The following is a 26,126-nucleotide window of genomic DNA, read 5'->3' on the forward strand; positions in this document are numbered from 1 at the left end:
GCCATGACAACATTTAATTGGGGTTTTGTTGGGGCGGGAATGATTGCCAAGAAGGCGTTATATCCTGCTATCTCCAGATCTAATGTGGGCGAGATTCATGCAGTGGCATCGCGCGATGCAGATAGGGCGATGACTATCTCGCCTAAGGGTTTGATTTATACCGATTACGACCAGTTATTTGCTGACCCTGCGGTAGATGGTGTCTATATCTCTTTGCCGAATGCTTTTCACTTGCCAGTTGCTATAAGAGCGATGAAGGCAGGCAAGCATGTCTTGTGTGAGAAGCCGCTGGGAATGAATGCAGCTGAAGTAAAGGAAGCGATTGCTGTTTCAGAGGCGATGGGCGTTTTATTTGTTGAGGCATCATGGAATAGATGGCATCCGCGTACACAAAGAATTCAAGAGATTGTGCAGTCAGGTGAATTGGGTGCGATTAAACGTATTCGTGCAGCCTTTACATACGATGGATTAGATGGCGGCAATATTCGCCTTGATCCAACTATTGGTGGGGGAATCTTGTATGACTTGGGGCCATATTCAACTGTGGCACCGTTGTGGTTGATGGACTTCCCTGAAGTTTCTAATTTATCTGTGCAGTCGGTGAAGCATTCAGGTGGAGTCGATGAGACAACGCGTGTGAATTACACGTTGGGCAATACAGTGTGCGAGACGGTGGCATCGTGCAATATTCCTGAGACAAGCTGGTTAATTGTTGATGGCGAAAAGGGAAGTGCGAAGATGTTGGGCGATAACGTCTTTAACTCACGCCATGCGGGAAGCTTGCTTGAGGTTGAAGTGGGTGGGGTTAAGCGGGTGGAAGAGTTTGGTCCAGTTGATCCGTATCAAATCATGGCCGATAACTTTGCGCGCAAGGCCATGGGTGGAAGCGATTGGGTAATGCCGCTGACAGAATCTGTGCGCTTTGCAGAACTCTTTGATGCAGCCTTTGCTCAGATAAAGATGTAACTACTTCGTCTCTGCAATACGAGCTTTGACCATATCGAGGATTAACTTCTCTTCGACTTTCCAATCACTTGGAATCACGATGGTCTTCTTATTTACCTTCAAGTGATCCATCTTGTCGCGGAATGCATCGAGGACATCGGTGCTCCATGGAGCGATGGTGATGTGGTTCTTTGAACAAGATCCGCCGAAAATGTAGTCATCACCTAGCTTGAGCATGGGCTGGTTCCAGGCGATCACAAGTTCAGTCTTTGGGTATTTGGTTTGAATCACTTTAAAAATCTTGCGCAGAGTTGTTGCCTGCTTTGGATGAATGGTCTTGTAGTAATCAGCTGGGGTGTCGTGGCGACGTGATGAAGTAGAGCCGCGGGAGTACATAACGAGTGCGTTTGCATGGGCTTGAGAGAAGCCGTAGTTCTCGCGCAGGTGTGCAATCTGTTGTGGGTACTTCTCGTCCTTGATTTCCTTCATGACCTTGAACCAGTAGGACATCTTTTCGCCATAGCGCTTTTCAATAGCGGGGAAGTGAGCCTCACGTGAAGGATCTTTAGGCATAGGCCCAGAATACGCGAGATTGAGGCATAGACTGAAGGTATTGCATTCGATGAGCGGAGAATAATGAAGCGCCAGAAGAAGTTAGCCCAAATTGATTATGTCGTGAGCTTAATGGGAGCCATGATGCTGGTCTGCTTCTGGCTCATCATCTCGACACTTCCAGACTTTTTCTTCATTAATCCGCAAGGAACCAGTAGCGAAATCCGCCGAGCCGAATTGGTTCTATCAACAATTGGTTGGATTCTGCTCTCTACAGTAGCTCCGCTACTGCTATTTCTCTATGCAGCAGGTCTTCACGGAGCTCGAAAATTTCTTCCGGTTGCTGCCCTGTGGTGGCCCATCAGTCTCACCATCTCTCAAGTAACTGTGTACATACTCGATGGTGCTTTCTATTTAGACTATTTAGTTAAGTTTCCAATCTTTATCTTCACCGACATCATTCTTCCGATATTCGTCCTGATTCTCTGGCATGACCTTCGCGAAGATAAACCGCTTGAGATTCATGAAGATGCACGAGACCTGCCGCAACCATGAAAAGTAGAAATCGCTTAGAAGGCTTTTCCTTAATTGCAGTAATTTTTGGCTTGCTTCTCTCATTTGCTGTTTCACAGGCGCTTTCTCCGCTTCCTTCATCTGCACTTCTACTTAAGGAAGATAAAGAAGTCGTCTATGAGACCGCGGGTGAATCTGTGGGCAGCGCATCCGTTTTACCTGTAGTTGTCGCTGGTTCAACAGGATCTCCTGGTCAGGTTGGATCTAAGGGAGCGGTTGGTCCGATTGGACCCCAAGGCGAACAAGGGATTCAAGGTCTTCAAGGTGAAGATGGTTTACAAGGACCAGCAGGTCCACAGGGCGAAAAAGGTGACAAGGGCGATCAGGGAATTCAAGGCGTGCAAGGAGAGCAGGGAATTCAAGGTGCAACGGGCGCAACAGGTGCAACGGGCGCAACAGGAAGTTCTGGATCTTCGGGTGGCACGGGATCTCAAGGTGCAACGGGCGCAACAGGTTCTATTGGTCCGATGGGACCAACTGGCCCCGCTGGCACTTTTTCTTCCTCTGGTTTTGTTGAAGTGAGAGCATGCAGCTACGTGAGCGGTAAAGAGAAAATCCCCGTAGGAACGTTGATTATGGGATCGTGCGCAACAGCAGGAGTAACTGGAACCGATGTTGTGATTGTGATGCGCCCCTAGAAATTATGAACGTTTCACTTGCAATTGATGTCGGAGCTACCAAGGTAGCGGTCGGCTTAGTGACGCTTTCTGGGCAGGTGCTTGCTCGTATTGATGTGAATTCAAAGGCTGGCTCGATTGCAGAGCTCAATGGTTCATTGGCGGACGCGATTAAGAGCGTGATGGCCACACCTGATGTGGTTGTGGTGGGTGCGGGGATTGGATCAGCAGGTCCTATCGATAATGTGAAGGGCACAATCAATCCGGTCAATATTCCGCATTGGGTTGATTTCTCACTCGTTGATTTTGTCCGTGAAGTTTCTGGTCTTGCTTCTGTTCGCATTATTGGAGACGCAAGTGCGCTTGCTTATGCTGAGTTTGTTCTGGGTGCAGGTCGTGGTGCAACGAACTTGATGGGTATTGTGGTTTCAACAGGAATTGGTGGTGGCGTTGTTTTGAATGGCGCATTCCATGTGGGGCGCACAGGTAATGCGGGAATGATTGGCCATAGCGTTGTTGTGCAAGGTGGAAATGAATGTGCGTGTGGTCAACGCGGATGTGTTGAGGCGTATTCGAGTGGAACCAATATGGCGAAAGATTTTGGTGCAGCTAACTTTGAGGCCGTGGCTAGTGCTGCACGTTCTGGTGATGGTGCAGCAGTTGCTGCAATCGAAAAGGGCGCAGCTGTTTTAGCTCTTGGGCTTTTAAATGCGGTGGCGCTAATGGATCTCGACACCATTGTGGTGGGCGGGGGAGTTATGTTGGCCGATGATGTCTATTGGCCGATATTGGTGAAGCACTTTGAAAAAGAGATGAAAGTGCTCAATTTCCCTGGGAATGTGGCGTTAAAGAAGGCAACACTCGGCAAAGATTCAGGACTTGTTGGCGCTGGTTTGGTTGGATTCATCTCACCAACAGAAAGGGCATAGCGTGCTGGAATTCTCAGAACGTCCGTGGGGCACTTATCAAGTGCTTCATAGCAATGCCTTTTCACAGGTGAAGGAAATTACCGTGAAGGCCGGAGCTCGCCTTTCTTATCAAACACATGAAAAGCGCGCAGAGCACTGGTTTATTACCCAGGGGCCAGCGATTGTCACCATCGATGGAGTAACAAAGACACTGCAGATGGGTGACTCAGTAGATATTGCTGTCGGTGTTGCACACCGTATGGCAGCACCTGAAACAAATGGTGTGACATTCATTGAAGTACAAACAGGTACTTACTTTGGCGAAGATGACATCGTGCGCCTTGAGGATGATTTCGGCCGCAACTAATGAAGGTTGTGCGGCGCAGCGTTACTGAAGGTTTCTCGCTCGCACTCGATACACCGCAAGGCCATAAGACATTTCCGGCTTCAGTTCCGGGTTCAATCCATACAGACCTCATTGCATCAGGCGTAATCGGTGATATTCGCATTAATGGCACAGAAGCTGAACAAGAGTGGATCCGTAGCGCTGATTCGGTTTACTCGGCGCAGATTCCAGCAAGGAGTGGTGGCGGTAAGTACGAACTGAAGTTTGATGGCTTAGATACCTTGGCAACAGTTTCGGTCAATGGTGCGGTGAAGTTGCAGAGTGAAAACATGCACCGCGCGTATTCGATTGATGTAACCGACGTTGCTTCTGGTGCGATGGATCTAAAGGTGGAATTTAAGGCACCTCTCCCTGAAGCGTTGAAGAGGCAAGATGAGATGGGTAAATATCCCAACCCATATGACATGCCCTATAACTACTTTAGAAAGATGGCGTGCAGCTTTGGTTGGGATTGGGGTCCCATCACAGTAACCAGCGGAATTTGGAAACCTATTTGGTTGATGCAGTGGGATGAAGGAATTCTTGATGAAGTAGGAGTTGTTGCAGATGTAGTTGGTGGGGTTCCACAGTTGCGTGTGCGCACAGTGGGACGCGGAAGTGCAACGGCTGTTTCAGTGCGCATTAGTGGCCATGGCAAAGAGAAAAGCTTCACGACTACTTTAGGCAGCGATGAAGTAATTAACTGCGAGGGCTTTGAGTTGTGGCATCCGCGTGGTTTCGGTGAGGCTACGCTGTATTCAGTCGAGGTAGCACTGCTTAACGCTGCAGGTGAAGTCATTGATGAAGTCAGTAAGCGAGTGGGCTTTAGGCATGTATCTCTTGATCAAAGTAATTTCGGAGATCGTCAGATGTTTGCCATCTGCGTCAATGGCAAGCGCGTCTGGGCCAAGGGAGTGAACTGGATTCCAGATGATCCTTTCCCGCATCGAGTATCGAAAGAGCAGTATGCGCAGAAGATTCATGATCTTTACTCAGTTGAAGTAAATGCCATCCGTGTGTGGGGTGGAGGAATCTATGAGTCAGATGATTTCTATGACCTATGTGATGAACTCGGAATTATCGTCTGGCAGGACTTCCTCTTTGCATGTGCGGCATATCCCGAAACTCCTGCGATGTTTGAAGAAGTTGCTGATGAAGCACACCAAGCAATTACGCGATTGGGTTCACATGCCAGCCTTGTGATGTGGTGCGGTGGCAATGAATGTATTGAAGGCTTCCAGCATTGGGGATGGCAAGAACCGTTAGCTGGAAAGGCGTGGGGGCTGAACTTCTATCTCGATACTTTGCCTACAGCATTAGCTGCTTTCGATGGTTCGCGTCCTTATATTCCAGGTTCTCCTTTCTCGACGCTGAAAGAAGATGTGAAAGATTTTTCATCAGGAACAAATCACATCTGGGATGTCTGGAATGACACTGGATATCAGCGCTATGAAGAATATTCGCCATCGTTTTCTGCAGAGTTTGGATATAACGGTCCTGGTTCTTGGCGCACGCTAACCAAGGCGATTGGTAAAGCGAATCTAGATTCAGCAGATAGTGATTTAGCAACGCATCAGAAGGCATTCTTCGGAATGGATAAAGTGGCAAATGGTTTGGTGCGTGAATTTAGTAAGCAATTCACACAAGGCCCCGCTTGGTATTTTGCAGCGCAGTTAGTGCAGGCGCGTGCTGTTGAAGTTGGTTTGAAGCACTTTAGAAGTCAGTACGAAACCTGTTCAGGATCTGTCTTGTGGCAATACAACGATATGTGGCCAGCAATTAGTTGGGCAGTTCTGGATTCAGCATCTTCGCGAAAGTTATCTTGGTATGCCATGCGCGAGGCATATAGGCCGCAGGTATTGCACTTCTCAGGCGTTGAGCGAAAGCTGATTCTGATTAACGATACGGATGCGCCTTGGCACGACATGCTCAACCTGCATCTGGTGGGTAAGAACGGTGAAGTCATTGAGCAGAGCTCACGAGAAGTAGTTCTTGCCCCGCGTTCGCAGGCAAGCTATGAATTGGGCGAAGTATTTAAGACCTCAGATATTGCAGCGATTGATGGATATCTGGTGGCTGAACTTGGAGAGATTCGTACTGCGCGACGCATCTGGGATGCAGCAGTGCAGGAAGTATGCGGGCATAACGTGGCATTGGTTGAAAGAGTTGAAGGCAAGCAGGTGCAAGTTCTTGTGCAGGCCGAGTGCTTTATTCACGAACTTTCAATACTGCCTGAATTAGTTGCAGCAGATCGCGTCACGGTATCGGTTGAGCGAGTTACTTTGCTGCCGGGTGAATCAATCAACGTTGTAATTGATTGTTCTAGTAATGAGGATGCTCAGCTGGTTGCAGCAAAGATTGAAGAGATTACCTGGAGCCTGAACCGCTTAATGAATTAAAGCGAGCGCAGTACTGCTGTAACGATTCCTAGAACTTATCAACAGAGAGCAGAATTCTTAGCTCATAGCGGGGTAGGGGCACCTACCTTCCGCCGATGGATTTCATATACAGCCGGCATGCACGCCGGCAAATGTTGGAACGCAGAGTAACCGAAGAGGAAATTAATTACGTTTTACATCGATATTCACTGACCTACCCAGCTGACAAGGGAGGAACATCTCTCTTTGCAGAACTTCCAGATGGGCGCAAATTGGTGGTCTGGCTAGCAAATAGTCGGCCGCTGAATAAACCGTTCTTTATAAAATCAGTAGCTAGGAGAGATCGACATGTGTAATTCGATTATTGAAATTGACCTTGAAGTCGAGGCTGCGGCAGTTAATTTCCTGCAAAAGGGTTCGGAACGCACTGATCCTTTTGGAGAAGATATAAATGTAGATTTCGCGGCAACAGGCGAGGTGGTGTCGGTGGAATTTCTGAGTTTTAAGAAACTCGACTTGACCGAAGCGGAATTAATCGCTTTGAATCCTCATGCAAATATGGAAGCAATTTATGCCATTGAGTTTGCACAACGCTTCTTACTCGCAACGCTTTCAGAGGCTTCCTTGCAAGGTAAGGCAATCGAGGAAGCGAGTTAGAGCGAGCGCAGTACTGCTGTAACGATTCCCAAGACTTCACAGTTATCGCCATCGATTGGCGCGAAGTCATCGTTTGCAGGAAGCAACCAGATGTGGCCTCCTTTTCGTGAGAATGTCTTTACAGTTGCTTCGCCATCAATCATTGCTGCAACGATGTCGCCATTGTTGGCATCTTTCTGCTGACGAATAACAACGTAATCGCCATCGCAGATTGCTGCATTGATCATTGATTCACCCTTAACCTTGAGCATAAATAATTCGCCCTTGCCAACGAGTGATTCAGGAAGTGGGAAAGTTTCTTCAACTTGCTGATCTGCAGTAATTGGAACACCTGCGGCGATGGAACCAACGAGCGGGATAAAGCGAGTCTTATCTGTGTGGGCACCTTCACCGGTCATTGAATCGGGAAGTACGACCTCCATTGCGCGGCCTCGGTCGGCATCGCGGCGGATGAAGCCCTTCTCTTCCAAGATATCGAGCTGGTACTTAACGGATGCGGGGGAGTTGAGCCCTGCTGCCTCACCGATTTCACGCATAGAAGGGGCATAGCCCTGGGATTCGGTCGAGGTCTTGATGAAGTCGAGGATCGTTACCTGGCGGGTGGTCAGCTCAGGCTTGGGTGTGGGGTTCTTGGCCATACACAGATTCTTCCACAGGTTGGGGATAAATTCAAACAAATGTTCGAAAAAATGTTGCAGATGTCAGTGGGCAGGTATATGGTTTTCCTATCGAACAAGTGTTCGAAAACCTTCCCCAAGGTTTACGTCGATAGCAGGAGAGACGAACCATGAGCACCATGACTCTTAACCAAAGCAGTGTAAATCAAGCACTTTCGACCGTTCCGTCTGGCATTCGTTTGAATCGCCGTGGTCGTCTAGCGCGCACCTTTGTGGTTCTCTCTCTCGCTATCGTCTTGGGGTCAGTTGTCAGCGCAAAGGCAGGGGCTGGTACGGATGTAGCTCCTCAAGCTGCCGGATCCTTCATCACAGTCACTGTGGCACCCGGAGATACCGTCTGGTCGCTGGCTACACGCCTTGCAGACGGCGGCGATGTGCGCTCGCTCGTCTCAGAGATCATCTCGGTCAACTCATTGGCCTCAGTCGATGTTGCAACAGGGCAGAAGCTGCGTATCCCGCTTAACTAGCCAGATCTGCAGGGTTGGCCGCGACACGAAGACGCGCCACGCCTTTCATCCTGCAAACTCTCAAGATTTGCTTTACAGTTCCCACTATATGTAGGGGTCGAAGACGCAAAAACTTCCATAAGTAGTGTTTTTACGGTAGTTTAGCGAATTCGCCAATACACCTGAATTTGGGAAAAACTGAGCATTCGAAGGGAGACACGCCGAAATGATTTGTCCGTTCTGCAGACACGATGATTCTCGAGTCGTCGACTCCCGTCCGGTCCAAGATGGCACAGAAATCCGCCGTCGCCGCGAATGCCCTAAGTGTGGCCAACGCTTCTCAACACAAGAGGTGGCGCTGCTCAACATCATCAAGCGATCAGGGGCTACTGAACCATTTAGCCGCGAGAAAGTTCTTGTGGGCGTCCGTAAGGCATGCCAAGGTCGCCCAGTAAATGAAGATGATTTGGTTCTCTTAGCCCAGCGAGTAGAAGAAACCCTTCGCTCAACCGGTCAAGCAGAAATCGAAGCTCAAGAAGTAGGGCTGGCAATTCTTGCGCCACTACGCGAACTCGATGAGGTGGCTTACCTCCGATACGCGTCTGTGTACCGTAACTTTGCCTCCCTTGAAGATTTTGAAGGTGAGATTGCACTTCTCCGCGCCCTCCCATCAAATGCAACAACAGCTACAAAAGCAGTAAAAACACCAGATACAACATCAACAGTTCAACAGAAGACGGGGAAATAACACATGTCAGATACGGTCATCAATCGACCAGTAAAGATCAAAGCTCACAACACCCTCAAGGGTAAGGGCTTAACGATCGAACGCATTTATACAAAAGAAGGCGTTCATCCATACGATGAAGTTAAGTGGGAACGTCGCGACGTCGTTCAGGCTAACTGGAAAACAGGCGAGACCGTATTTGAACAACGCGGTGTTGAATACCCTGACTTCTGGTCAGTGAATGCTTCAACAATCGTAACCACCAAGTACTTCCGTGGCGCAGTCGGTGCTGAAAACCGCGAATGGTCTCTTAAGCAGGTCATTGATCGCGTTGTACTCACCTACACAAAGGCCGGAAAAGAATTCGGTTACTTTGCAACTGATGCAGATGCAACAATTTTCGAGCACGAACTTACACACATGCTCATGCACCAAATCTTCTCTTTCAACTCCCCAGTTTGGTTTAACGTCGGAACTGCTGCCCCACAGCAAGTATCTGCATGCTTCATCTTGTCTGTTGATGACACTATGGATTCAATCCTTAACTGGTACCGCGAAGAAGGAATGATCTTTAAGGGCGGTTCTGGTGCCGGTCTTAACCTTTCACGTATCCGTTCTGCAAAGGAACTTCTTAAGTCAGGTGGAACAGCTTCAGGGCCAGTTTCATTTATGCGCGGTGCTGATGCATCTGCAGGAACAATCAAATCTGGTGGCGCAACCCGTCGCGCTGCAAAGATGGTTGTTCTCGATGTAGATCACCCAGATATCGAAGAATTTATCGAGACCAAGGTCAATGAAGAGGACAAGATTCGCGCCCTCCGTGATGCTGGCTTTGATATGGACCTTGGTGGAAAAGACATCATCTCTGTCCAGTACCAGAATGCAAACAACTCAGTACGCCTTTCAGATAAGTTCATGAAGGCTGTTGAAAACGGTGAGCAGTTTGGTCTAACAGCTCGTTCAACTGGTGAAGTTATTGACACAGTTGATGCGCGCGAACTCTTCACAAAGATCGCACAAGCTGCATGGGCATGTGCTGACCCAGGAGTTCAATTTGATGACACCATCAATGATTGGCACACAACTCCAGAGACAGGTCGCATCAATGCGTCAAACCCTTGCTCTGAGTACATGTCACTTGATAACTCATCATGTAACTTGGCTTCACTTAACTTGATGAAGTTCCTCAAGGCAGATGGTTCATTCGATGCAAAGACATTTGCAAAGGCATCTGACTTGATCATCACCGCAATGGATATCTCAATCTGTTTCGCAGATTTCCCAACCGAAGCAATTGGTGACACAACTCGTGCCTTCCGTCAGCTCGGAATCGGATACGCAAACCTTGGCGCGCTTCTAATGGCATCAGGCCTTGCATACGATTCAGAAGGCGGCCGTGCTCTTGCTGGTTCAATCACATCGCTTCTCACCGGAACGACATACAAGCGTTCTGCTGAACTCGCGGGAATCGTTGGACCATACGCAGGCTTCGCACAAAATGCTAAGCCACATGCACGCGTTATGCGCAAGCACGCTGCTGCTTCATCTGCTGCAAAGCAAGAAACCACACTCGATATCGATGTATGGGCAGAAGCAAATAAGGCGTGGGATGCATGTCTTTCAATTGGTGACAAGAACGGATGGCGCAACGCGCAGATCTCAGTTCTTGCACCAACAGGAACAATTGGTTTGATGATGGATTGCGATACAACCGGTATCGAACCTGACTTCTCACTCGTTAAGTTCAAGAAGCTTGTCGGTGGCGGATCTATGCAGATCGTTAACCAGACAGTTCCACAGGCTCTTCGTAAGCTTGGATACACCGAAGAAACCATCGAAGCGATCGTTGAATTTATCGCTGCAAATGGACACGTCATCGATGCCCCAGGACTTAAGCAAGAGCACTACGAAGTATTTGACTGTGCACTTGGTGCACGATCAATCGCTCCAATGGGCCACGTCCGCATGATGGCTGCTTGCCAGCCATTCTTGTCAGGTGCAATTTCAAAGACAGTTAACCTTCCTGAAGATGCAACTGTTGAAGAAGTTGAAGAAGTTCACCTCGAAGCATGGCGTATGGGCATCAAGGCACTTGCTGTCTACCGCGATAACTGCAAGGTCGGTCAGCCACTTTCAGATGGCAAGGCTAAGAAGAAAGAAGCAGTTGTTGAAGAAGACGTTGCAACTCCAGTGCGCAAGCGCCTTCCTAAGTCACGTCCTGCAACAACAACTTCATTCTCAGTCGGAGGCGCAGAGGGTTACATGACCGCTGGTGCATACGCTGATGGTGCACTCGGTGAGGTATTCCTCAAGCTCGGTAAGCAGGGTTCAACTCTTGCCGGCGTCATGGATGCATTCTCAATCGCAGTATCGATCGGTCTTCAGTACGGAGTACCTCTCGAGACATTCGTAGAGAAGTTCACCAACCTACGCTTCGAACCAGCAGGTATGACAGATGATGCAGATGTTCGCATCGCACAGTCAATGATGGATTACATCTTCCGTCGCTTGGCACTTGATTACCTTCCATTCGAACAGCGTTCAGCAATGGGTCTTTACACAGCAGCAGAGCGCGCAGCAGCTCTCGATAACGGTGGTGAGTACGTTGAACTCGCTAAGGAAACCGATAGCCCAAAAGCACCTGTTGCGGCGGCTCCTGTAGCTGCTCCAAGTAAGCCGGTAGCAGTAAAGATTGAAGCAGCGCCAGCTGCTCCACTTGCTGCAACGATTGGTTCATCATCTGATCTCCTAGAATCAATGGGAATCAAATCAGATGCGCCAATGTGTATGACATGTGGCGTGAAGATGCGTATGTCAGGTGCTTGCTACGTATGCGAAGGTTGTGGAAACACATCTGGTTGCAGCTAATAGCTAACTGTTAGTTAAGAAATCCCCCGACTTGGTTACAGGTCGGGGGATTTCTCTTTCTTAATTCAAAACTTTCATAAATTAAAGAATCAAAAATGGTTCCAAATGCTATTTTTCCCTTGGCGAACAGATGCGCCTCTGAGGACTCGCATCTGGTGGCCGGCAAGTCAGCTTTGATTCAATTCGAAGGTGGCTACCGGCCTCGTCACCAAAATGGAACGCCGCCTTGAGAATTCTCAAGACGACGCCCAACTTCCGTTACGAAGTATCTGAATGCCCGTCGTTCTTGCGGCGGGCATTCTTCATTTCTATAAATAGAAATATGAATCTGCACGTGCACAAAACGATTTCGAGCGCTTCTTCTAGCTTCATAACTCCTCCCTTCTCTCATCCGCCACGGATGCGGCGGAATAATTGGGGGAAGTCAGTGACGGACCCAACGAGATCTGGAAGCGAAGTGCGCGAAAAATAGGTCTTTGAACCAAGCGTTTTATTTGATTTCTCGACCCCTGTGGATGAGTAGTAGACTCACGGTGTTGTTATCGGGGTCGATGTAATTTCGAACCGGCGGTTATAGTCCGCGACCCGCACATATCCAATGGGCGGTTGACTCAGTGAAACTCTGGGACCGACGGTTAAAGTCCGGATGAGAGATAACAGCGGAATCGGTGCACCATGTTTATCGATGACGCCTACGCGCATCTGTACTCACTGAGCCTTCAGGGTCTCGGTGTGAGTACCCCCAACCCAAATGTTTCTGCCGCAATTTATGGCAAAGATGGGTCACTAATCTCTGACGGTTTCCATAACCGCAAAGTCTCAGTAGATCACGCAGAAGTTGTGGCTCTTAAAAAGGCCGGCAGCGCAGCGCGTGGAGCGACGATGGTTATCTCGCTTGAACCCTGTGCGCATACCGGAACAACTCCACCATGTGTTCAAGCAATCATTGATGCCGGAATCGCGAAGGTTATTTACGCAGTTGCCGATCCCAATCCGATTGCAGCTGGGGGCGCCCAGAAGCTCGCAGATGCTGGAATCGTTGTCGAGCATCGCGAATCTGCAGAACTTAACTTTGTGCAACGCGCATGGCTACATAAAGAGCTCACAGGTCGCCCGCTCATGATCTGGAAGGTTGCGACAACCCTTGATAGCAAAGTCGCTGCCAGTGATGGAACTTCGCAATGGATTACAGGCCCTGAGTCCCGTGAAGATGTTCAGGAACTTCGTGCGCAATCTGATGCAATCTTGATTGGCACAAATACGGCTCTGGTTGATAACCCACATCTGATTCCACGCGGGCATGAAGCACGCCCTGTGCGCGTGATCTGCGGCGAACAAGAAGTTCCTGCCACCAACAAAGTATTTGATAACGAAGCTCGCACCATTGTCGTGAAGAGCAAATCAATCCCTGAGCTAATCAAGGTATTAAGTGATGAAGGCTTTAATCAGGTGCTTGTCGAAGCAGGTCCCACTTTGGGTTCAGCTTTGATGGCTTCTGGAAAGATCGACGAACTGATTGTCTATCAGGCGCCAAAGATGCTGGGCGCAGGCAAAGAATTTGTGAGCCATCTAGGTATTTCAACTCTTAATGATCATCTCAAGTTGCAACTTCTTGGTGTGCAGCCATTTGGTGGCGATATCAAATCTCACTATCTAGTGAAGGGGCGCTAAATGTTCACAGGACTCATTACCGAGCTCGGCACAGTGCAATCAATTGAACGTGGCGAAAGCTCAGCGATCTTCACAATCAAAGCCCCAGAGTCAGTACAGGACTTAGCGATTGGCGATTCCATTGCAGTTAATGGAACTTGTTTAACTGCCACCTCATTGTCCGCAGATTCATTCACAGCAGATGTAATGGTGCAGACACTGTCACTGACATCTCTTGGTCAATTAGAAGTTGGTTCGCCTGTAAACCTTGAGCTAGCAGCGCAGATGGATATGCGTATGGGTGGCCATATCGTGCAGGGCCATGTCGATGGCACAGGCACTGTGGCGCAATTGGCACCAGGTGAAAAGTGGGCACAGTTTGATGTTGTGGCGCTCGATCATTTAACTAAATATGTCGTGGCACAGGGTTCAATCACCCTCGATGGAGTCTCACTCACCGTGGGCGGCATCGATGATGCAACCAACACCATCACGGTTTGGCTCATCCCTGAAACTCTTGCAAAGACAAACCTGTCTACTAAGAAAGCTGGCGATCTCATCAATATCGAAGTCGATATCTTGGCTAAATATGTCGAACGCTTGATTTCGAAAGGGGTTGCTCGTGGAGAATAATTTCAACGCAGCTCTCGATCGCTTTAGACGCGGTGAACTTGTCATTGTTGTCGATGATCACGACCGCGAAAATGAAGGCGATCTCATTATGTTGGCAGAGAAAGCCACTGCTGAAAAGACAGCTTTCATGGTTCGCCACACCACCGGAATCTTGTGTGTAGCAATCACTTCAGAACATGCGCATCAACTTCGTCTTCCTTATATGGTCGAACAGAATCAAGATGTTCGTAAGACTGCCTTTACTGTCTCCGTCGATTTGGCTGAAGGAATCACAACGGGCGTCAGTGCAGTAGAACGCACCAAGACAATTTGCGCCCTCGGTTGTGCAACATCACGTGCCACAGATTTCATTCGCCCAGGCCATATCTACCCACTCATTGCACATAAAGATGGTTTGGCAGCACGTGGGGGACATACCGAAGCAGGAATCGCACTTGCTGAACTCACTGGCTCGTACCCAGCAGCCCTGCTCTCTGAAATTGTTGCCGAAGATGGATCGATGGCACGTGGTGAAACTCTGCAAGCATTTGCTGCACAACACCAAATCCCGATTATTTCTATCGCAGAAATTAAGAGGCACCAGGAATCACTTGCTCCGGTTGCTCGTGTTTCTACATACCCGACTCATGAATTCGAGTGGGTTCCTGTGCAGTTACGTGATGCCGAATGGGATCTTGCAACGTACCCATCACTGAAACACCGCGAGCAAGTAGTGATGCGTTTCTGTACCGAAGATAAGGTGCCGATGGTCCGAATTCACTCGGAATGCTTTACAGGAGACGTTGTTCATTCGCAGCGTTGTGATTGCGGACAACAACTCGATGCATCTATTGCAGCAATCGAAGCCTATGGCTGTGGCTACATCATCTATATTCGCGACCACGAAGGCCGCGGCATTGGACTAACTGAAAAGCTCAAGGCATATATCTTGCAGAATGAAGGCCTCGATACCGTCGATGCTAATCTCAAATTAGGCCATGTAGTTGATTCACGTGATTGGTCTGAGGCCATTGCAATCTTAAAGAACTTGGGCGTATCAGCAATAAAGCTATTGACTAACAATCCTGAAAAGGTGAAAGCTGTCGCCGAAAGCGGAATAGCTTGCGAGCAGGTTTCTTTAAGCGTTGAACCTAATGAATTTAATAAGAAGTACCTAGCAACTAAGGCAGAGCGCCTTGGTCACACTGGAGGAAAATAATGGCCGGCCACGCACCCGAAATCGCAGTACCGAAATTTCCTAAGGCAAAGGTCGCCATCATTTCTTCTTCATGGCACCTCGATATCTGTAACGACCTCATCGCTGGCGCAACTCGCGCACTAGAAGCTGCAGAAGTTAAGAAGATCAAAGTTGTCTACGTACCTGGCTCATTTGAGATTCCGCTGGCCGCACAGAAGATGTTTGAAAAGGGTTATGACGCAGTAGTTGCTGTGGGCCTAGTCCTTAAGGGTGAAACACCACATTTTGATTACGTCTGCCAAGGCGTTACACAAGGTGTTGTCGATGCTCAACTGAAGTGGTCGAAGCCAATCGGTTACGGCGTATTGATGTGTAACGACCTTGATCAAGCAATCGCACGTTCTGGCCGTCCCGGAAGTAAAGAAGATAAGGGATACGACAGCGCCATTGCTGCCCTTGCTTTGATGGGTCTTTAATTCTCCTCATGAAGAACGTCGCATGGAATGAAGGCAGCTGGACTCGTGAACCTGTCTCGCAATCACAAGAGGGCGCTCTTCTCACAGTAGAAGCAGCTGCTGAAAGCGATTGGTGGCGCACTACTTCCTACGGCTTTATCCATGATGACGGCCACGCCCTCGTTAAAGAATTTCCCAACGAATCAGCGATCGAAGTGACATTCGTTTTAAATTACACCGAACAATTCGACCAAGCTGGAATTTTTATTACTGCAGATAGCGAAAACTGGATTAAGGCAGGCGTTGAATTCTGCGATGGTTTTCCTCAGGTCGGAGCAGTTGTTACGCAGAAGAACTCAGATTGGTCGGTAGCTCCTGTTGCTGAATGGATGAATAAAGAGGTAACTATTCGCGTCAGTCGTTCAGGGGATGCAGTCACTGTCCGAGCGGGAATTAACAATGATTTACGCCTAGTTCGCGTGGCTCCTCTTGATCCATCGCGTACATGGAAGGCAGGCCCAATGTTCTGTGCACCAACGCGAGCCGGGTTGAAGGTAAGTTTCACAAAGTGGTCTGAAGGACCAGCTGATTCAGATCTGCACTAATTTATTTAAAATTAGGCAACGAGCAGCGAACGCTTAGAAAGCCCCATCCAAAAACCCTCAATCAAAGTCTCTGGAATTGCATCGGCTTGCGTTGCCGCGCCAAGAGTTACAAATAACGGAGTGAAGTGCTCAACGGTTGGGTGGGCATAGTTCACAGCTGGCGCTAAATCCTTATAAGAAGCGAGCATGTCTACATCACCGCGAGAAAGTGCATCAGCGGCCCACTGATCAAAGTCTGATGACCAGCCCGGAGCCTTGGCATCAATCGACCAATCGCGAAGGAATGGAAGTCCGTGAGTCATAAAACCTGAACCGACAATCAATACGCCTTCTTCGCGCAATGGGCGAAGACGCTTTCCAAGTTCAATGAGCTTTCCAGGATCCGATGTCGGCATAGACATCTGTAGAACAGGAATATCTGCATCGGGATACATGATGCGAAGTGGAACCCAAGCGCCATGATCAAGGCCGCGACGAGATTCGTGAAGCGGTTCGTTGTCAGGCATCATCGCGGCAATGCGTGCAGCAAGTGCTGATGCATCAGGAGTTTCGTATGTCATCTCATAGAACTTTTGAGCAAAACCACCGAAGTCATAGACAAGGGGAGTGCCGGCGACAGGAGAGGTAATTGAGATGGGTGCGGATTCCCAATGTGCTGAGACAATCAGAATCGCCTTTGGCTTCTCAAACTTCTTGGTGATTTCAGCGATTTCAGAGGACCAGACAGGATCATCGAGCAGCAACGGTGCGCCGTGGCCGATGTAGAGAGCTGGCATCTGTGTCATACATGCAGGCTACACCTAAGTAGTTGAAATTTCAACTACATCTCAACCTAGTAAGGTGCACCCATGAGCGATCTATCGGCACAGGTGCGTAGCGCACTCGATGCTGCGGTCACCGCAATTGGTGGATCTGCTCGTGAAGGCCAGATCGAAATGGCTGAGGCAGTTGCCAATGCAATGACTGATCGACATCACTTGATGGTCCAGGCAGGTACAGGAACCGGAAAGTCACTTGCCTACTTAGTTCCGGCTTTAGTGCATGGCCGTAAAGTCTTAGTCGCAACAGCAACTCTTGCGCTGCAACGCCAGCTAGTAGAACGCGATTTACCGGCTGTTGTTCCAGCACTTGAAAAAGCTTTAGGTCGCGACATCACGTATGCAATTTACAAGGGCGTAGGAAACTATGTCTGTCTGCAGAAGATGAATGCAGATGAGCCTGACCCTGATGGCGAGCTTTTGCTCGAGGCTTCATATCTAGAGAAAGATGCAAAGCGTCTGATTGCATGGGCGAAGACTCCTGGAGTTTCGGGAGATCGTGATGATGCTCCAGAAGTAGATCGCAGAGTATGGGCAGCCAACTCTTTATCGGGGCGCGAATGTGTGGGCGCTGATTCATGTGCGTGGGGAGCCCAGTGCTTTGCAGCGAAGGCGAAGGCGAAGGCGCAAGATGCTGATGTTGTCGTTACTAACCACACCTTGCTCGCAATTGAGATCGTTGATTCGCATCCCATCTTGCCTGAACGCGATGCGGTGATTCTGGATGAAGCGCACGAATTTATGGATCGCACGACGCAAGCAGTTACCGAAGAGCTAACATCTGGTCGCGTTCAACGCGCAGCTGCAATGGCCCGTAAGTACATGCCTGGCAAGCCATCGGATGCCTTTACCAATGCAGCAGATAGCTTTCATGATGCGATGGCTGATTACGGCGAAGATGTAAAGGGCGATTTCTCGGCGCAAGGAAGACTCGAAGAGATTCCAATGTCACTGGAAGCACCGATTCGTAAGGTGAAAGAAGCAGCTTCTGCGCTGGTGCAGTTGATTAATGCTGATGACGAAATTATTGATCCTGATGAGAATGCTGAGCGTGCTCGTGTTAAGGGCGCGGTCCAAGAGATTGCAACAACAGCAGGCAAGTTGCTCAAGATGGGTAACGAGCATGTGCTCTGGTACGAGCCAACGTTTTCAACTCTGCACTTGGCGCCACTTTCGGTTTCGCATGTTTTACGTAGCAATCTGCTGACGCAAAACCCAGTGATTGCAACGTCTGCAACGCTGACAGTTGGAAATAATTTCGATGCGATGGCGCGCAGCATTGGTTTCGTTGTCGGTTCTGACTCTGATGAAGAGATCAAACCTGGCGAGATAGACCCAGCAAATTTACAGATGCTCGATGTGGGATCTCCTTTTGATTTCGCTAATCAAGGCGTTCTCTATATGCCTAAGCATCTTCCTGAACCAGGCCGTGATGGTCCAAGCCAAGAGGTATTAGATGAACTGGGCGAACTGATTGATGCAGCTGGCGGCCGCACATTAGCTCTCTTTAGTTCATGGCGCGGAGTCGAGGCAGCCGATGCTCATCTGCGCAAAGTATTGGTGGACCTACCGATTTCAATCATTACCCAAAAACGTGGCGATGCAGTGGGTCCATTGGTAGAACGTTTCGCTAAAGATGAAACATCAATCTTGCTCGGCACAATGTCTTTATGGCAGGGCGTCGATGTTCCCGGAAACTCGTGCATCTTGGTCGCTATCGATCGCATTCCTTTCCCGCGTCCTGATGAACCAGTGATGTCTGCCCGTTCTTCCTTAGCCGATGCATCAGGTGGAAGTGGATTTATGCAGGTATCAGTTCCGCGCGCAGCGCTGTTATTGGCGCAAGGTACGGGGCGATTGATTCGCAGTATTGATGATCGTGGGGTCGTGGCAATTCTTGATTCACGCATTGTGACAAAGCGCTACGGAAGTGTCCTACTTAACTCGATGCCGCCCCTATGGCGCACTAGCGATGGGGCGGTAGTACGAGATTCACTGCGCAGACTTGCGAGCAGCGTGGAAGACTAGGGGAATGCCGAGAATTTCGACCACATCGCTTGCGCAGCACCGAGACTGGCGTCGCAACCAGCTCATCGAAGCTGCAGCAGCGATAGCTCTCGAATCTGGCGGAGAAGCAGTCACTGTTGCTGCAGTTGCGCAACGTGCCGGACTTTCGCGAACTTCTGTCTACGAGTATTTCGCCAGCAGCTCAGATCTCATCGCAGATCTCATCATCGATGAACTTCAGACTTTTTCACTTACTCTCGAAGAAGCGATTGCTGGGATTTCTGAACCAACTGATGCAATCGAACAATGGATTACGACTTCACTTATTTATGTTGCAGATGGCAGACATCTCTTGGCAAAGGCACTGAACTCAACTCAGCTGCCGCAAGAAAGAAGTGCCGCGATTGGTACAGCTCACCGCCGCTTGCTCTCTTCCCTTACTCAGAACCTACAGGGTTTAGGTGTTACCGATATCCATCAGGCGCTTTCGCTTATTCAAGCTGCCACGGATGTTGCGACAAAGCGCATTGAAAGCGGAAACGATGCAGAATCAGAGATCTCGATGACCTCACGATTCTGCATCGCTGGAATCCGCGCCCTTATTTAATAGGGATTGAGATAGTTAGATCCAAAGCTTGCCAGGTATCTGCCTTTGCTCCGGCTGTTGCGCTTAAGTTGCACTTTCCAGATTTCTTTGCGCTCACAAGATTTCCTTCAACGGCGCAGCTCTTATTCAAAGACTTGTAGGTGATGGTGCTACCGAAGTTTGTCTCTAGAGGAAGCGCCTTTGTTCCGTTCTTTTTAATGGACTTTGTCATGCCAACGATCTTCTGAGTTCCTGGCACCAAGATGAACGGGAAGTTTCCAGTTGCTGCAGCTGTCGTTGCATTTCCTGCAGTCGAATATCCAAGTGCACATTGGCCTTTACCCTTGAGTGCAGTGAAGATTCCATTAGAAAATGTGCAATCAGGTGTGAGTGATGTGAAGTTGACCGCGAGCCCTGACTTTGCAGTGGCAACAATCTTTGCCTCTGCGCGATATGCCAAGTTACGTGGAACGTTGCGCACTAGCGGAGTTCCATTCAGAGTGACGGTGATTTCATCAGCTGCAAGTACAGGTGCTGCTGCCCCCATAGCAAAAGTCATCGGGTAGAACTTATCTTCCGAGAAATCTGTTGGAGCTGTGTGGTCAAAGCGGAAGAAGAGCCCACATTGCGCTGTAGTGCAATCTACGGTGACACCTTTACCGGTGATTGAGCTGGCGACCTTCAAAGCAATTGGGCCTGTTGGGCTTGTAGTTCCTGGTCCACCCGCTGCGGTTACCCATAACTGAATGGTGTCACTACACGTTACTGGGCGCGCTGTTCCGACGGGTGCGATGCACTGCTGAATATAGAGTCCAGCTTTTGTAGGGAATTTAGTGAAGCCACCGTTGATGGTTGCTCCTGCTGGATCAAGATTTGTCAGCGGGCTGCTTGCGAATGCAAATGTTTCAGCCTGCGCTGGGGTAACCATCGAAGCTGGGGCAATCAATCCAATGGCAAGGGCAAGGGCGATAGCTCTTTTACGTCGTGACAACATTTCTTCTCCTTAAGTAGTTTCTTACTTTGAAATTGTTATTGGAATAAAGAGATCTTGAGAACGATCTCCTTCGTGTAGATGATCTGATCTCACGGTGATTGCACATGTAACTTTGGTGCAATCAAATTTGCCTATCTTCTTGGTAACGGTAACTTTCTGAGAGAAGCGACCCCCAGGAATAAATGGAGTAGCTAGCCCTTTGCCGTATGTCGGAGCGTTGGAAGATATCCAGTGAGAAACACCTTGAGTGCCTGATTTATCTGCGCCGCCTCCACAAGGTGAAGGTGCAACACCTTTCTTTGGCTGTACGCAGTAGGCAAGATAGATCCCGATGGTTTCATCGAAACCTTTCCCTGTAACTCGAATATCTGATCCTGCTTTAACAGTGGTGTTCTTGATGCTGATGCTCTGGCCTTGCGCACCTGTAGCAGTTGCAGCCGCCCAAGAGGCAGTGTTTGAGAGCATGGAGATTCCCAGTGCCATCAAGGCCATCAGCGACGCTTGCATCTTCATATGGCCAAAATCTTAAAGTTCGCTTGATCCAGCGTTATCCGACAAGACCAGCAGACGTGTCGGAAAGAAATTTGAGAGGATATATCCATGCGTGCCAGAGCCAAGATTTCGTTGATTTCTGTTGCCACTATCACGCTCTTACTTCTCTCTGGTTGCGCGTCGCAAGAGAGCGCAGTTCTTGAAATCTCCTCGGCAAAAGCAGTAAATGTCTCCACAACGCAAGCGCCTCAAGTAACTCGAGTCATCGCGCTGGCCAATGGTTCGGCTGAAATAATTGCATCCCTAGGTTTTATGTCGATTCTCATCGGTCGAGATATTGCAAGTACCGATAATCAGTTGCGCGATATTCCGATTGTTACTTCCGGACATCAAGTAGTCGCTGAGAAAATCATTGCTCTTAATCCGCAGTTAGTAATCATTGATAAATCAACTGGTCCAGCATCTGCACTAGCAGCGCTTAGGAGCGCTGGCATTGCAGTGGTTCAAACCCCTGAAGCCTGGACCCTTGCCGACATTCCATTAAAGGTCACGCGTATTGCCCAAGCGATTGGTGCTCCACAAAGCGGTGAAGCTCTCAATCGTGCGATGGCTCGCACTCTCGAAATCTCTACGCAGAGCAAAGTGAAGAAGAGAATTGCCTTTCTCTATCTCAGAGGCGGAAGCGCCATATACCTGATTGGCGGAAAAGAATCGGGTGCGGATTCACTGATCCAAGCGATTGGCTCAATCGATGTCGGAGCCGAAAAGTTCTCGAATCCTTTTACTGCAATGACAAGTGAATCAATACTTTCACTCAACCCAGAAATCATTCTTGTCATGAGCAAAGGGCTTGATTCGGTTGGGGGAGTAGATGGCTTGCTGGCGCTGCCCGGCATTGCGCAGACAGATGCTGGTGAAAATAGACGAGTGATTGCTGTCGACGATTCGCTTTTGCTCTCATTTGGTCCGCGCACTCCAAATCTGATTAATCGCTTAGCAACAGCGGTGCAGAAGGTGGCGCCATGATTAAGCGGTTAGCGCCTCTCGTACTAGCTGTTCCGTTTCTCTCGATGTTCGCACTTTCTGTTGGGGCCGCTGATGTAATTGATATCTGGCGATACATCTTTAATCCATTTCTTGATACACAATCACCATCACATCAAATCATCTGGGAGATCCGCGCCCCACGTGTGGCAGCTGCGCTTTTAGTTGGAGCAGCACTTGGAATTGCTGGTTCGCTCGCTCAAAGTTCAACAAATAACCCGCTCGCCGATCCTGCGATTCTCGGTACATCTGCCGGTGCTTCACTCGGCGTCCTTCTCGGCGTCCTTCTCAACGTTGTCACTATCGGATCATTGGGATCAGTTATCTGCGCAGCAGTTGGCGCACTGGCTGCGACGCTGCTTACATTCTCTTTAGCAAGATCAGCTCTCTCCTTGATCACCATTGGAATCGGTGTCTCAGCAATTCTCAACGCCATTGTCGGTCTGACCATTACTGCAATTAGTCGTCCGGATGCGCGTTCCATTTCATTCTGGTCCTTTGGTTCGCTCTCATTGGTGACAGGCAAGAATTTGGTGATACTCACACCGATCCTTGTTGCGGGCGCGCTCTTTGCCTGGAAGATGGCGCCACGATTGGATTTACTCTCACTTGGAGATTCATCCGTTCGCCACATGGGATTTAACGCATACCGAATCCGTCTTGCCACATTTGCAGTTCTAGCAACTCTCGTCGCTGTCACTGTTTCAACCGTTGGTTCAGTCGCTTTTCTAGCACTTGCGGCTCCACATATTGCTCGCTACTTACATGGTCCAAGAAATCGAAACTTAGTTATCTTTGCCGGACTTATAGGCGCACTAATCTTATTAATCGCCGACACCGCTGCGCGCGCACTCATTCCACCTTTCGAACTTCCAATCGGTTTACTCACCTCATTAATTGGCGCGCCCATCCTGATTGCCACGCTTAAGAAAAGCGGCGATATATGGCGCTAGTAAAGATTGAAAACGTCTCTATAGAACGTGGAGCTCGTGTTGTAGTGCGCGACTTCAGCGCAACTTTAGAACCCGGGAAAATCACTGCAATTATCGGCCCCAATGGAAGTGGTAAGAGTTCGCTACTCGGTGCAATTGCAGGTGACCTTCCATTAATCGCGGGCAATATCTACTTTGGTGATAGAAATCTGTGCGAGCTTTCAGATGCCGAGCAGGCAAAGATTCGCAGCGTCGTGCAACAAAATCGTAATTATTGGCTTTCATACACCGCTCGTGAAGTGATCGAAATGGGCCAGAGCGGTGAAGCGCTTCTGAAGGTAGATGAAGTGATGCTTGCCTTAGAAATTAATCACTATGCCGATCAGAGAGTTACAACTCTTTCAGGAGGTGAGGCGCAACGTATTGAGATTGCCCGGGCGCTTATTCGCGATAGCGAGGTCTACCTCTTCGATGAACCACTTTCAGCGCAAGATAGCGCGAGTAAAGTCCGCATCATTAACTATTTAAAGCAATTACGCGATGCTGGAAAGACCGTTGTGGTGATTGCTCATATCGATAGAGAAGCTTTAACGTGGTGCGATCAAGTCATCAACACATTGGCGAATTAACGGCCACGTTTTTGCAAAGCTGGGATGTAGCGGTAGTCGCGTGACATCATCAAATTTCACCCAGCGCACTTCATGAGATTCATCGTTTAATTCGTGGCCCTCTAGATTCTCGTTGGCGAAGGCGATAACGGTTGAGTAGCTCCAACCTTCGTGATCATCAGTAAAGGTATGAACGGGCTGCAAATCTTCAGGTTTGATACCGGTCTCTTCAACTGCTTCTCGGATAGCGCCTTCAATAATTGTTTCGTGCGAATCGCGAGCACCGCCTGGAATTCCCCAGGTATCGCCGTTATGCACCCATGGTGCTCGATGCTGCAAGAAGACTGAACCATCGCGAATAATCAAAAGGCCTGCTGCGCCGTGCTTGCCCCAATGTTTTGAGCCGCATGCACATTCGATCCAGCCATCACCATCGCGCGCAGTCATACTCCTAGAGTATCCACAGTTCGTAGTTTTTGAACTTTAAAGCGGTACACGCGCACTTACCCTCCCGCGCATGAAGAAGTTAATTGCGTTCTCATTAATCCTTACATCTATTGCACTTCCCGCACATGCCACAGATTGCATAGAAAAGGCATGCATTGATGTCTATACCCAAGATGGAAAGATCATCATCGAGGGGCGAAAGGGAAGTGGTCTGCCTGAGAAGAAGGCAGTGGCACCAGCGCCTGTGAAGACTCGCAAAGCGATTGTGCGAAAGCCAGTTGCGCCAAAGCCAAAGGTGACAGGAAGTGCAAAGCCCAAAGTAATTACGTCAACGAAGAAGCCAGTGGTGCGAAAGAAACCCACGCCATCAGCTACTGCAAGTGCAACATCGCTGAGCGACAAGTTAGTTGAAATCCTGCCAAGTGCCGGAATCGCATATTCACCTTCTTTTCAGCCACTGATCAAAGTTCCAGTCTTCTTCTGGAGCGATATTCCTGAAGTCATCACAAAGAAGATTGAGATTGTTGGCGAGGTAGTCGATGTAAAGCTCAAACCAACCTTTCTCTGGCATTACGGAGATGGCGTTGTATTTGTAACGCGAAAAGTTGGCGCTCCTTATCCCGAAGGCGAAATCCAACATACCTATTCCAATCCGGGCCATTACTTAATTCAACTTATAACGCGGTGGGAAGGCAGCTTCACCATCAGCGGAGTCACCGCGCAAATTCCAGGAAAGATCGACACCGTCTCCATTCTTCCCATCACCGTAGTTGCAGCACCTACTCGTTTTACTCCACCCGTTCTCTATAAGAAAGGCAGACCATGACAACCCTTACTTCCCCTCACGATCTACTTGCCGCAATTCCATTTCTTATCGGCTACCACCCAGATCGTTCTCTCGTCCTTGTTTCACTGAAGAACGAAACAATTGGTATGGCGATGCGCGTTGATTTACCGAGCGATATTGCACCTGAAAGCTATGACTTACTTGCTTCCCACTTAGTGCGCGAAGAAGCCGATGGGGCATTTATCGTTGCTTATAGCGGTGAATCCGAAAGCGATGCCGAAAGCGCTGTTATCAATACTTCTGCGGCTCTTATCCGCGCGGGCCTGGATATCAAGGAATCCCTGGTCGTTCGCAATAACCGATTCCGTTCGATGCTCTGCACAGATCTGACATGTTGCCCGCCTGAAGGAAGTGAAATTCCTGACCTCGATACTTCACGAATTGCTGCCGAACATGTCATCGCAGGACACCCGATGCCGTACGAATCAGTTGAAGGTCTTGTGCAATCCATCGCTGCCGTTCCGTCTTCGTTTGAACTGAGTTGGCAGGATGAAGTACTGGCCTTCATCGTTTCCAGTGATGCTGAAGAACTCAATGATTTACAGCGCGATGGTGCAACGGCGATTATTGATTTGGCGGGCGAATACCGAGAAGGGCGAGGCGCCGAAGATCGTGAATTAGTAGCTCGGGTTATTGGTCGTATGAGCGATATTCAAGTGCGCGACTTTGCGCTAGGTTCACATTCTGAAGAGAGCGCCGATCATTACTGGTCGATGTGGCATCAACTTCTGCGCATCGCACCCCGTGGCTTTGTTGCTCCCATTGCTTCTCTCTTTGCGGCGATGGCGTACGAGCGCGGAGAAGGAGCGTTGGCACATAAGGCGCTCGACCGGGCGCTCGATGATGATGACCAGTACTCCTTAGCCCTCCTTCTGCGACGAGTCTTCACTGCAGGCTGGCCACCTCACTCATTTACGGCGATGCGGGCTGAACTTCACCCCAAAGTGGTGGCGACAATCTTCGGGTAATATTTACACCGGTCACGAGTTCTCATCGATAGCCCCGGCTGATGAGACGGCAACCCTCCACCGCGGTGGGGTGCTCCGGGTGACGACCAGGCAGGTGCGTGTAATGCGCAGTTGCAAGTGCGTGAAGGAT

The 26,126-nt window shown here is 49.2% G+C and carries 29 protein-coding genes and 2 riboswitches; of the genes, 23 read left to right on the top strand and 6 right to left on the bottom strand.

The genetic code is table 11. The features are described from left to right. Positions 1-3 precede the first annotated feature (3 nt). Positions 4-966 (top strand): Gfo/Idh/MocA family protein, encoded by a 963-nt coding sequence (locus A1sIA56_RS02270; RefSeq protein ID WP_095673338.1) that lies wholly within the window; start codon positions 4-6, stop codon positions 964-966. Here the strand turns inward: A1sIA56_RS02270 and A1sIA56_RS02275 are convergent, their stop codons facing one another. Beyond that, positions 967-1,518 carry a DUF4287 domain-containing protein gene (locus A1sIA56_RS02275; protein ID WP_095673339.1) on the bottom strand — a complete coding sequence of 184 codons (552 nt, stop codon included), beginning with the start codon at positions 1,516-1,518 and terminating at the stop codon, positions 967-969. Between the two features lie 63 nt (positions 1,519-1,581). Here A1sIA56_RS02275 and A1sIA56_RS02280 point away from each other — a divergent pair, with 63 nt between their 5' ends. From A1sIA56_RS02280 to A1sIA56_RS02305, 7 genes are all read left to right on the top strand, one after another. Further along, positions 1,582-2,052 carry a hypothetical protein gene (locus A1sIA56_RS02280; protein WP_095673340.1) on the top strand — a complete coding sequence of 157 codons (471 nt, stop codon included), beginning with the start codon at positions 1,582-1,584 and terminating at the stop codon, positions 2,050-2,052. Next, the gene (locus A1sIA56_RS02285) at positions 2,049-2,708 is read left to right on the top strand and encodes a collagen-like domain-containing protein (protein WP_095673341.1); all 660 of its coding nucleotides are present in this window, start codon (positions 2,049-2,051) and stop codon (positions 2,706-2,708) included. The genes A1sIA56_RS02280 and A1sIA56_RS02285 overlap by 4 nt, the downstream gene beginning before the upstream one ends. Positions 2,709-2,713: 5 nt before the next feature. Continuing rightward, entirely contained in the window at positions 2,714-3,616 is a 903-nt protein-coding gene (locus A1sIA56_RS02290; RefSeq protein ID WP_095673342.1) for an ROK family protein, read from the top strand. Between the two features lies 1 nt (position 3,617). Continuing rightward, positions 3,618-3,962 carry a phosphomannose isomerase type II C-terminal cupin domain gene (locus A1sIA56_RS02295; protein ID WP_150121991.1) on the top strand — a complete coding sequence of 115 codons (345 nt, stop codon included), beginning with the start codon at positions 3,618-3,620 and terminating at the stop codon, positions 3,960-3,962. Continuing rightward, positions 3,962-6,379 (top strand): glycoside hydrolase family 2 protein, encoded by a 2,418-nt coding sequence (locus A1sIA56_RS02300; RefSeq protein WP_095673344.1) that lies wholly within the window; start codon positions 3,962-3,964, stop codon positions 6,377-6,379. The genes A1sIA56_RS02295 and A1sIA56_RS02300 overlap by 1 nt, the downstream gene beginning before the upstream one ends. A gap of 95 nt (positions 6,380-6,474) precedes the next feature. Then, positions 6,475-6,714 carry a DUF4258 domain-containing protein gene (locus tag A1sIA56_RS07030; RefSeq protein WP_150121992.1) on the top strand — a complete coding sequence of 80 codons (240 nt, stop codon included), beginning with the start codon at positions 6,475-6,477 and terminating at the stop codon, positions 6,712-6,714. Next, positions 6,707-7,015 (top strand): DUF2283 domain-containing protein, encoded by a 309-nt coding sequence (locus A1sIA56_RS02305; RefSeq protein ID WP_095673345.1) that lies wholly within the window; start codon positions 6,707-6,709, stop codon positions 7,013-7,015. Before A1sIA56_RS07030 ends, A1sIA56_RS02305 begins: the two co-directional genes overlap by 8 nt. Here A1sIA56_RS02305 and lexA read toward each other — a convergent pair. Next, entirely contained in the window at positions 7,012-7,653 is a 642-nt protein-coding gene (lexA, locus tag A1sIA56_RS02310; protein WP_095673346.1) for a transcriptional repressor LexA, read from the bottom strand. The genes A1sIA56_RS02305 and lexA overlap by 4 nt on opposite strands. Positions 7,654-7,802: 149 nt before the next feature. On the opposite strand from lexA, the gene A1sIA56_RS02315 reads away from it, so the two are divergent. The 8 genes from A1sIA56_RS02315 to A1sIA56_RS02350 all read left to right on the top strand — a co-directional run bounded on the left by A1sIA56_RS02315 (position 7,803) and on the right by A1sIA56_RS02350 (position 16,253). Then, positions 7,803-8,159 carry a LysM peptidoglycan-binding domain-containing protein gene (locus tag A1sIA56_RS02315; RefSeq protein ID WP_095673347.1) on the top strand — a complete coding sequence of 119 codons (357 nt, stop codon included), beginning with the start codon at positions 7,803-7,805 and terminating at the stop codon, positions 8,157-8,159. Between the two features lie 205 nt (positions 8,160-8,364). Continuing rightward, positions 8,365-8,886: a transcriptional regulator NrdR gene (gene nrdR / locus A1sIA56_RS02320; RefSeq protein ID WP_095673348.1), complete on the top strand. Its 522-nt coding sequence runs from the start codon at positions 8,365-8,367 to the stop codon at positions 8,884-8,886. A 3-nt stretch (positions 8,887-8,889) separates the two neighbouring features. Then, positions 8,890-11,733 carry a vitamin B12-dependent ribonucleotide reductase gene (locus A1sIA56_RS02325; RefSeq protein WP_095673349.1) on the top strand — a complete coding sequence of 948 codons (2,844 nt, stop codon included), beginning with the start codon at positions 8,890-8,892 and terminating at the stop codon, positions 11,731-11,733. A 534-nt stretch (positions 11,734-12,267) separates the two neighbouring features. Next, positions 12,268-12,395, top strand: a riboswitch (FMN riboswitch). A gap of 13 nt (positions 12,396-12,408) precedes the next feature. Then, positions 12,409-13,404, top strand: coding sequence for a bifunctional diaminohydroxyphosphoribosylaminopyrimidine deaminase/5-amino-6-(5-phosphoribosylamino)uracil reductase RibD (gene ribD / locus A1sIA56_RS02330; RefSeq protein WP_095673350.1), 996 nt, complete (start codon positions 12,409-12,411; stop codon positions 13,402-13,404). After that, on the top strand, positions 13,405-14,016 hold the full coding sequence (locus A1sIA56_RS02335) for a riboflavin synthase (RefSeq protein ID WP_095673351.1): 612 nt from the start codon (positions 13,405-13,407) through the stop codon (positions 14,014-14,016). Then, positions 14,006-15,214 carry a 3,4-dihydroxy-2-butanone-4-phosphate synthase gene (gene ribB, locus A1sIA56_RS02340; protein WP_223298469.1) on the top strand — a complete coding sequence of 403 codons (1,209 nt, stop codon included), beginning with the start codon at positions 14,006-14,008 and terminating at the stop codon, positions 15,212-15,214. Before A1sIA56_RS02335 ends, ribB begins: the two co-directional genes overlap by 11 nt. Beyond that, positions 15,214-15,669, top strand: coding sequence for a 6,7-dimethyl-8-ribityllumazine synthase (ribH, locus tag A1sIA56_RS02345; protein WP_095673352.1), 456 nt, complete (start codon positions 15,214-15,216; stop codon positions 15,667-15,669). The genes ribB and ribH overlap by 1 nt, the downstream gene beginning before the upstream one ends. Before the next feature lie 8 nt (positions 15,670-15,677). Continuing rightward, positions 15,678-16,253, top strand: coding sequence for a DUF1349 domain-containing protein (locus tag A1sIA56_RS02350; protein WP_095673353.1), 576 nt, complete (start codon positions 15,678-15,680; stop codon positions 16,251-16,253). Positions 16,254-16,264: 11 nt separating this feature from the next. Here A1sIA56_RS02350 and A1sIA56_RS02355 read toward each other — a convergent pair whose 3' ends face one another. Continuing rightward, complete coding sequence (locus tag A1sIA56_RS02355; RefSeq protein WP_095673354.1) at positions 16,265-17,038, bottom strand: dioxygenase family protein; 774 nt, start codon at positions 17,036-17,038, stop codon at positions 16,265-16,267. Between the two features lie 63 nt (positions 17,039-17,101). On the opposite strand from A1sIA56_RS02355, the gene A1sIA56_RS02360 reads away from it, so the two are divergent. Further along, entirely contained in the window at positions 17,102-19,099 is a 1,998-nt protein-coding gene (locus A1sIA56_RS02360) for an ATP-dependent DNA helicase (protein ID WP_095673355.1), read from the top strand. 4 nt (positions 19,100-19,103) lie between these two features. Next, positions 19,104-19,685 carry a TetR/AcrR family transcriptional regulator gene (locus A1sIA56_RS02365; RefSeq protein WP_095673356.1) on the top strand — a complete coding sequence of 194 codons (582 nt, stop codon included), beginning with the start codon at positions 19,104-19,106 and terminating at the stop codon, positions 19,683-19,685. Here the strand turns inward: A1sIA56_RS02365 and A1sIA56_RS02370 are convergent. Beyond that, positions 19,678-20,658, bottom strand: a complete 981-nt coding sequence (locus A1sIA56_RS02370; RefSeq protein ID WP_095673357.1) for a hypothetical protein — start codon at positions 20,656-20,658, stop codon at positions 19,678-19,680. The two genes, A1sIA56_RS02365 and A1sIA56_RS02370, sit on opposite strands and share 8 nt — an antisense overlap. A 21-nt stretch (positions 20,659-20,679) precedes the next feature. Then, positions 20,680-21,171 (bottom strand): hypothetical protein, encoded by a 492-nt coding sequence (locus tag A1sIA56_RS02375; RefSeq protein WP_095673358.1) that lies wholly within the window; start codon positions 21,169-21,171, stop codon positions 20,680-20,682. An 87-nt stretch (positions 21,172-21,258) separates the two neighbouring features. Between A1sIA56_RS02375 and A1sIA56_RS02380 the strand changes: the two genes are divergently transcribed. Genes A1sIA56_RS02380 through A1sIA56_RS02390 form a run of 3 tightly spaced genes read left to right on the top strand, consistent with a single transcriptional unit; the run spans position 21,259 to position 23,755 of the window. Next, positions 21,259-22,176 carry a heme/hemin ABC transporter substrate-binding protein gene (locus A1sIA56_RS02380; protein WP_095673359.1) on the top strand — a complete coding sequence of 306 codons (918 nt, stop codon included), beginning with the start codon at positions 21,259-21,261 and terminating at the stop codon, positions 22,174-22,176. After that, positions 22,173-23,147 (top strand): FecCD family ABC transporter permease, encoded by a 975-nt coding sequence (locus A1sIA56_RS02385; protein ID WP_095673360.1) that lies wholly within the window; start codon positions 22,173-22,175, stop codon positions 23,145-23,147. Before A1sIA56_RS02380 ends, A1sIA56_RS02385 begins: the two co-directional genes overlap by 4 nt. Continuing rightward, positions 23,138-23,755, top strand: coding sequence for an ABC transporter ATP-binding protein (locus tag A1sIA56_RS02390; protein WP_095673361.1), 618 nt, complete (start codon positions 23,138-23,140; stop codon positions 23,753-23,755). The genes A1sIA56_RS02385 and A1sIA56_RS02390 overlap by 10 nt, the downstream gene beginning before the upstream one ends. Here A1sIA56_RS02390 and A1sIA56_RS02395 read toward each other — a convergent pair. Beyond that, positions 23,714-24,181 (bottom strand): NUDIX hydrolase, encoded by a 468-nt coding sequence (locus A1sIA56_RS02395; protein WP_095673362.1) that lies wholly within the window; start codon positions 24,179-24,181, stop codon positions 23,714-23,716. The genes A1sIA56_RS02390 and A1sIA56_RS02395 overlap by 42 nt on opposite strands. Before the next feature lie 70 nt (positions 24,182-24,251). Between A1sIA56_RS02395 and A1sIA56_RS02400 the strand changes: the two genes are divergently transcribed. Beyond that, positions 24,252-25,007, top strand: a complete 756-nt coding sequence (locus tag A1sIA56_RS02400; protein WP_095673363.1) for a hypothetical protein — start codon at positions 24,252-24,254, stop codon at positions 25,005-25,007. Next, the gene (locus A1sIA56_RS02405) at positions 25,004-25,996 is read left to right on the top strand and encodes a DUF4192 domain-containing protein (protein ID WP_095673364.1); all 993 of its coding nucleotides are present in this window, start codon (positions 25,004-25,006) and stop codon (positions 25,994-25,996) included. Before A1sIA56_RS02400 ends, A1sIA56_RS02405 begins: the two co-directional genes overlap by 4 nt. A 10-nt stretch (positions 25,997-26,006) precedes the next feature. After that, a riboswitch (SAM riboswitch) is annotated at positions 26,007-26,122 on the top strand. Positions 26,123-26,126 lie beyond the last annotated feature (4 nt).

Origin of the sequence: Candidatus Planktophila sulfonica (assembly GCF_002288065.1) — a bacterium.
GTDB classification, from domain to species: Bacteria; Actinomycetota; Actinomycetes; order Nanopelagicales; family Nanopelagicaceae; genus Planktophila; species Planktophila sulfonica.

Excerpts from the sequence above, each read along its gene's own strand:
- A1sIA56_RS02270 (WP_095673338.1), top strand. The coding sequence starts at position 4 with ATGACAACATTTAATTGGGGTTTTGTTGGGGCGGGAATGATTGCCAAG.
- A1sIA56_RS02275 (WP_095673339.1), bottom strand. The coding sequence starts at position 1,518 with ATGCCTAAAGATCCTTCACGTGAGGCTCACTTCCCCGCTATTGAAAAG.
- A1sIA56_RS02280 (WP_095673340.1), top strand. The coding sequence starts at position 1,582 with ATGAAGCGCCAGAAGAAGTTAGCCCAAATTGATTATGTCGTGAGCTTA.
- A1sIA56_RS02285 (WP_095673341.1), top strand. The coding sequence starts at position 2,049 with ATGAAAAGTAGAAATCGCTTAGAAGGCTTTTCCTTAATTGCAGTAATT.
- A1sIA56_RS02290 (WP_095673342.1), top strand. The coding sequence starts at position 2,714 with ATGAACGTTTCACTTGCAATTGATGTCGGAGCTACCAAGGTAGCGGTC.
- A1sIA56_RS02300 (WP_095673344.1), top strand. The coding sequence starts at position 3,962 with ATGAAGGTTGTGCGGCGCAGCGTTACTGAAGGTTTCTCGCTCGCACTC.
- A1sIA56_RS07030 (WP_150121992.1), top strand. The coding sequence starts at position 6,475 with ATGGATTTCATATACAGCCGGCATGCACGCCGGCAAATGTTGGAACGC.
- A1sIA56_RS02305 (WP_095673345.1), top strand. The coding sequence starts at position 6,707 with ATGTGTAATTCGATTATTGAAATTGACCTTGAAGTCGAGGCTGCGGCA.
- lexA (WP_095673346.1), bottom strand. The coding sequence starts at position 7,653 with ATGGCCAAGAACCCCACACCCAAGCCTGAGCTGACCACCCGCCAGGTA.
- A1sIA56_RS02315 (WP_095673347.1), top strand. The coding sequence starts at position 7,803 with ATGAGCACCATGACTCTTAACCAAAGCAGTGTAAATCAAGCACTTTCG.
- nrdR (WP_095673348.1), top strand. The coding sequence starts at position 8,365 with ATGATTTGTCCGTTCTGCAGACACGATGATTCTCGAGTCGTCGACTCC.
- A1sIA56_RS02325 (WP_095673349.1), top strand. The coding sequence starts at position 8,890 with ATGTCAGATACGGTCATCAATCGACCAGTAAAGATCAAAGCTCACAAC.
- ribD (WP_095673350.1), top strand. The coding sequence starts at position 12,409 with ATGTTTATCGATGACGCCTACGCGCATCTGTACTCACTGAGCCTTCAG.
- A1sIA56_RS02335 (WP_095673351.1), top strand. The coding sequence starts at position 13,405 with ATGTTCACAGGACTCATTACCGAGCTCGGCACAGTGCAATCAATTGAA.
- ribH (WP_095673352.1), top strand. The coding sequence starts at position 15,214 with ATGGCCGGCCACGCACCCGAAATCGCAGTACCGAAATTTCCTAAGGCA.
- A1sIA56_RS02350 (WP_095673353.1), top strand. The coding sequence starts at position 15,678 with ATGAAGAACGTCGCATGGAATGAAGGCAGCTGGACTCGTGAACCTGTC.
- A1sIA56_RS02355 (WP_095673354.1), bottom strand. The coding sequence starts at position 17,038 with ATGACACAGATGCCAGCTCTCTACATCGGCCACGGCGCACCGTTGCTG.
- A1sIA56_RS02360 (WP_095673355.1), top strand. The coding sequence starts at position 17,102 with ATGAGCGATCTATCGGCACAGGTGCGTAGCGCACTCGATGCTGCGGTC.
- A1sIA56_RS02365 (WP_095673356.1), top strand. The coding sequence starts at position 19,104 with ATGCCGAGAATTTCGACCACATCGCTTGCGCAGCACCGAGACTGGCGT.
- A1sIA56_RS02370 (WP_095673357.1), bottom strand. The coding sequence starts at position 20,658 with ATGTTGTCACGACGTAAAAGAGCTATCGCCCTTGCCCTTGCCATTGGA.
- A1sIA56_RS02375 (WP_095673358.1), bottom strand. The coding sequence starts at position 21,171 with ATGAAGATGCAAGCGTCGCTGATGGCCTTGATGGCACTGGGAATCTCC.
- A1sIA56_RS02380 (WP_095673359.1), top strand. The coding sequence starts at position 21,259 with ATGCGTGCCAGAGCCAAGATTTCGTTGATTTCTGTTGCCACTATCACG.
- A1sIA56_RS02385 (WP_095673360.1), top strand. The coding sequence starts at position 22,173 with ATGATTAAGCGGTTAGCGCCTCTCGTACTAGCTGTTCCGTTTCTCTCG.
- A1sIA56_RS02390 (WP_095673361.1), top strand. The coding sequence starts at position 23,138 with ATGGCGCTAGTAAAGATTGAAAACGTCTCTATAGAACGTGGAGCTCGT.
- A1sIA56_RS02395 (WP_095673362.1), bottom strand. The coding sequence starts at position 24,181 with ATGACTGCGCGCGATGGTGATGGCTGGATCGAATGTGCATGCGGCTCA.
- A1sIA56_RS02400 (WP_095673363.1), top strand. The coding sequence starts at position 24,252 with ATGAAGAAGTTAATTGCGTTCTCATTAATCCTTACATCTATTGCACTT.
- A1sIA56_RS02405 (WP_095673364.1), top strand. The coding sequence starts at position 25,004 with ATGACAACCCTTACTTCCCCTCACGATCTACTTGCCGCAATTCCATTT.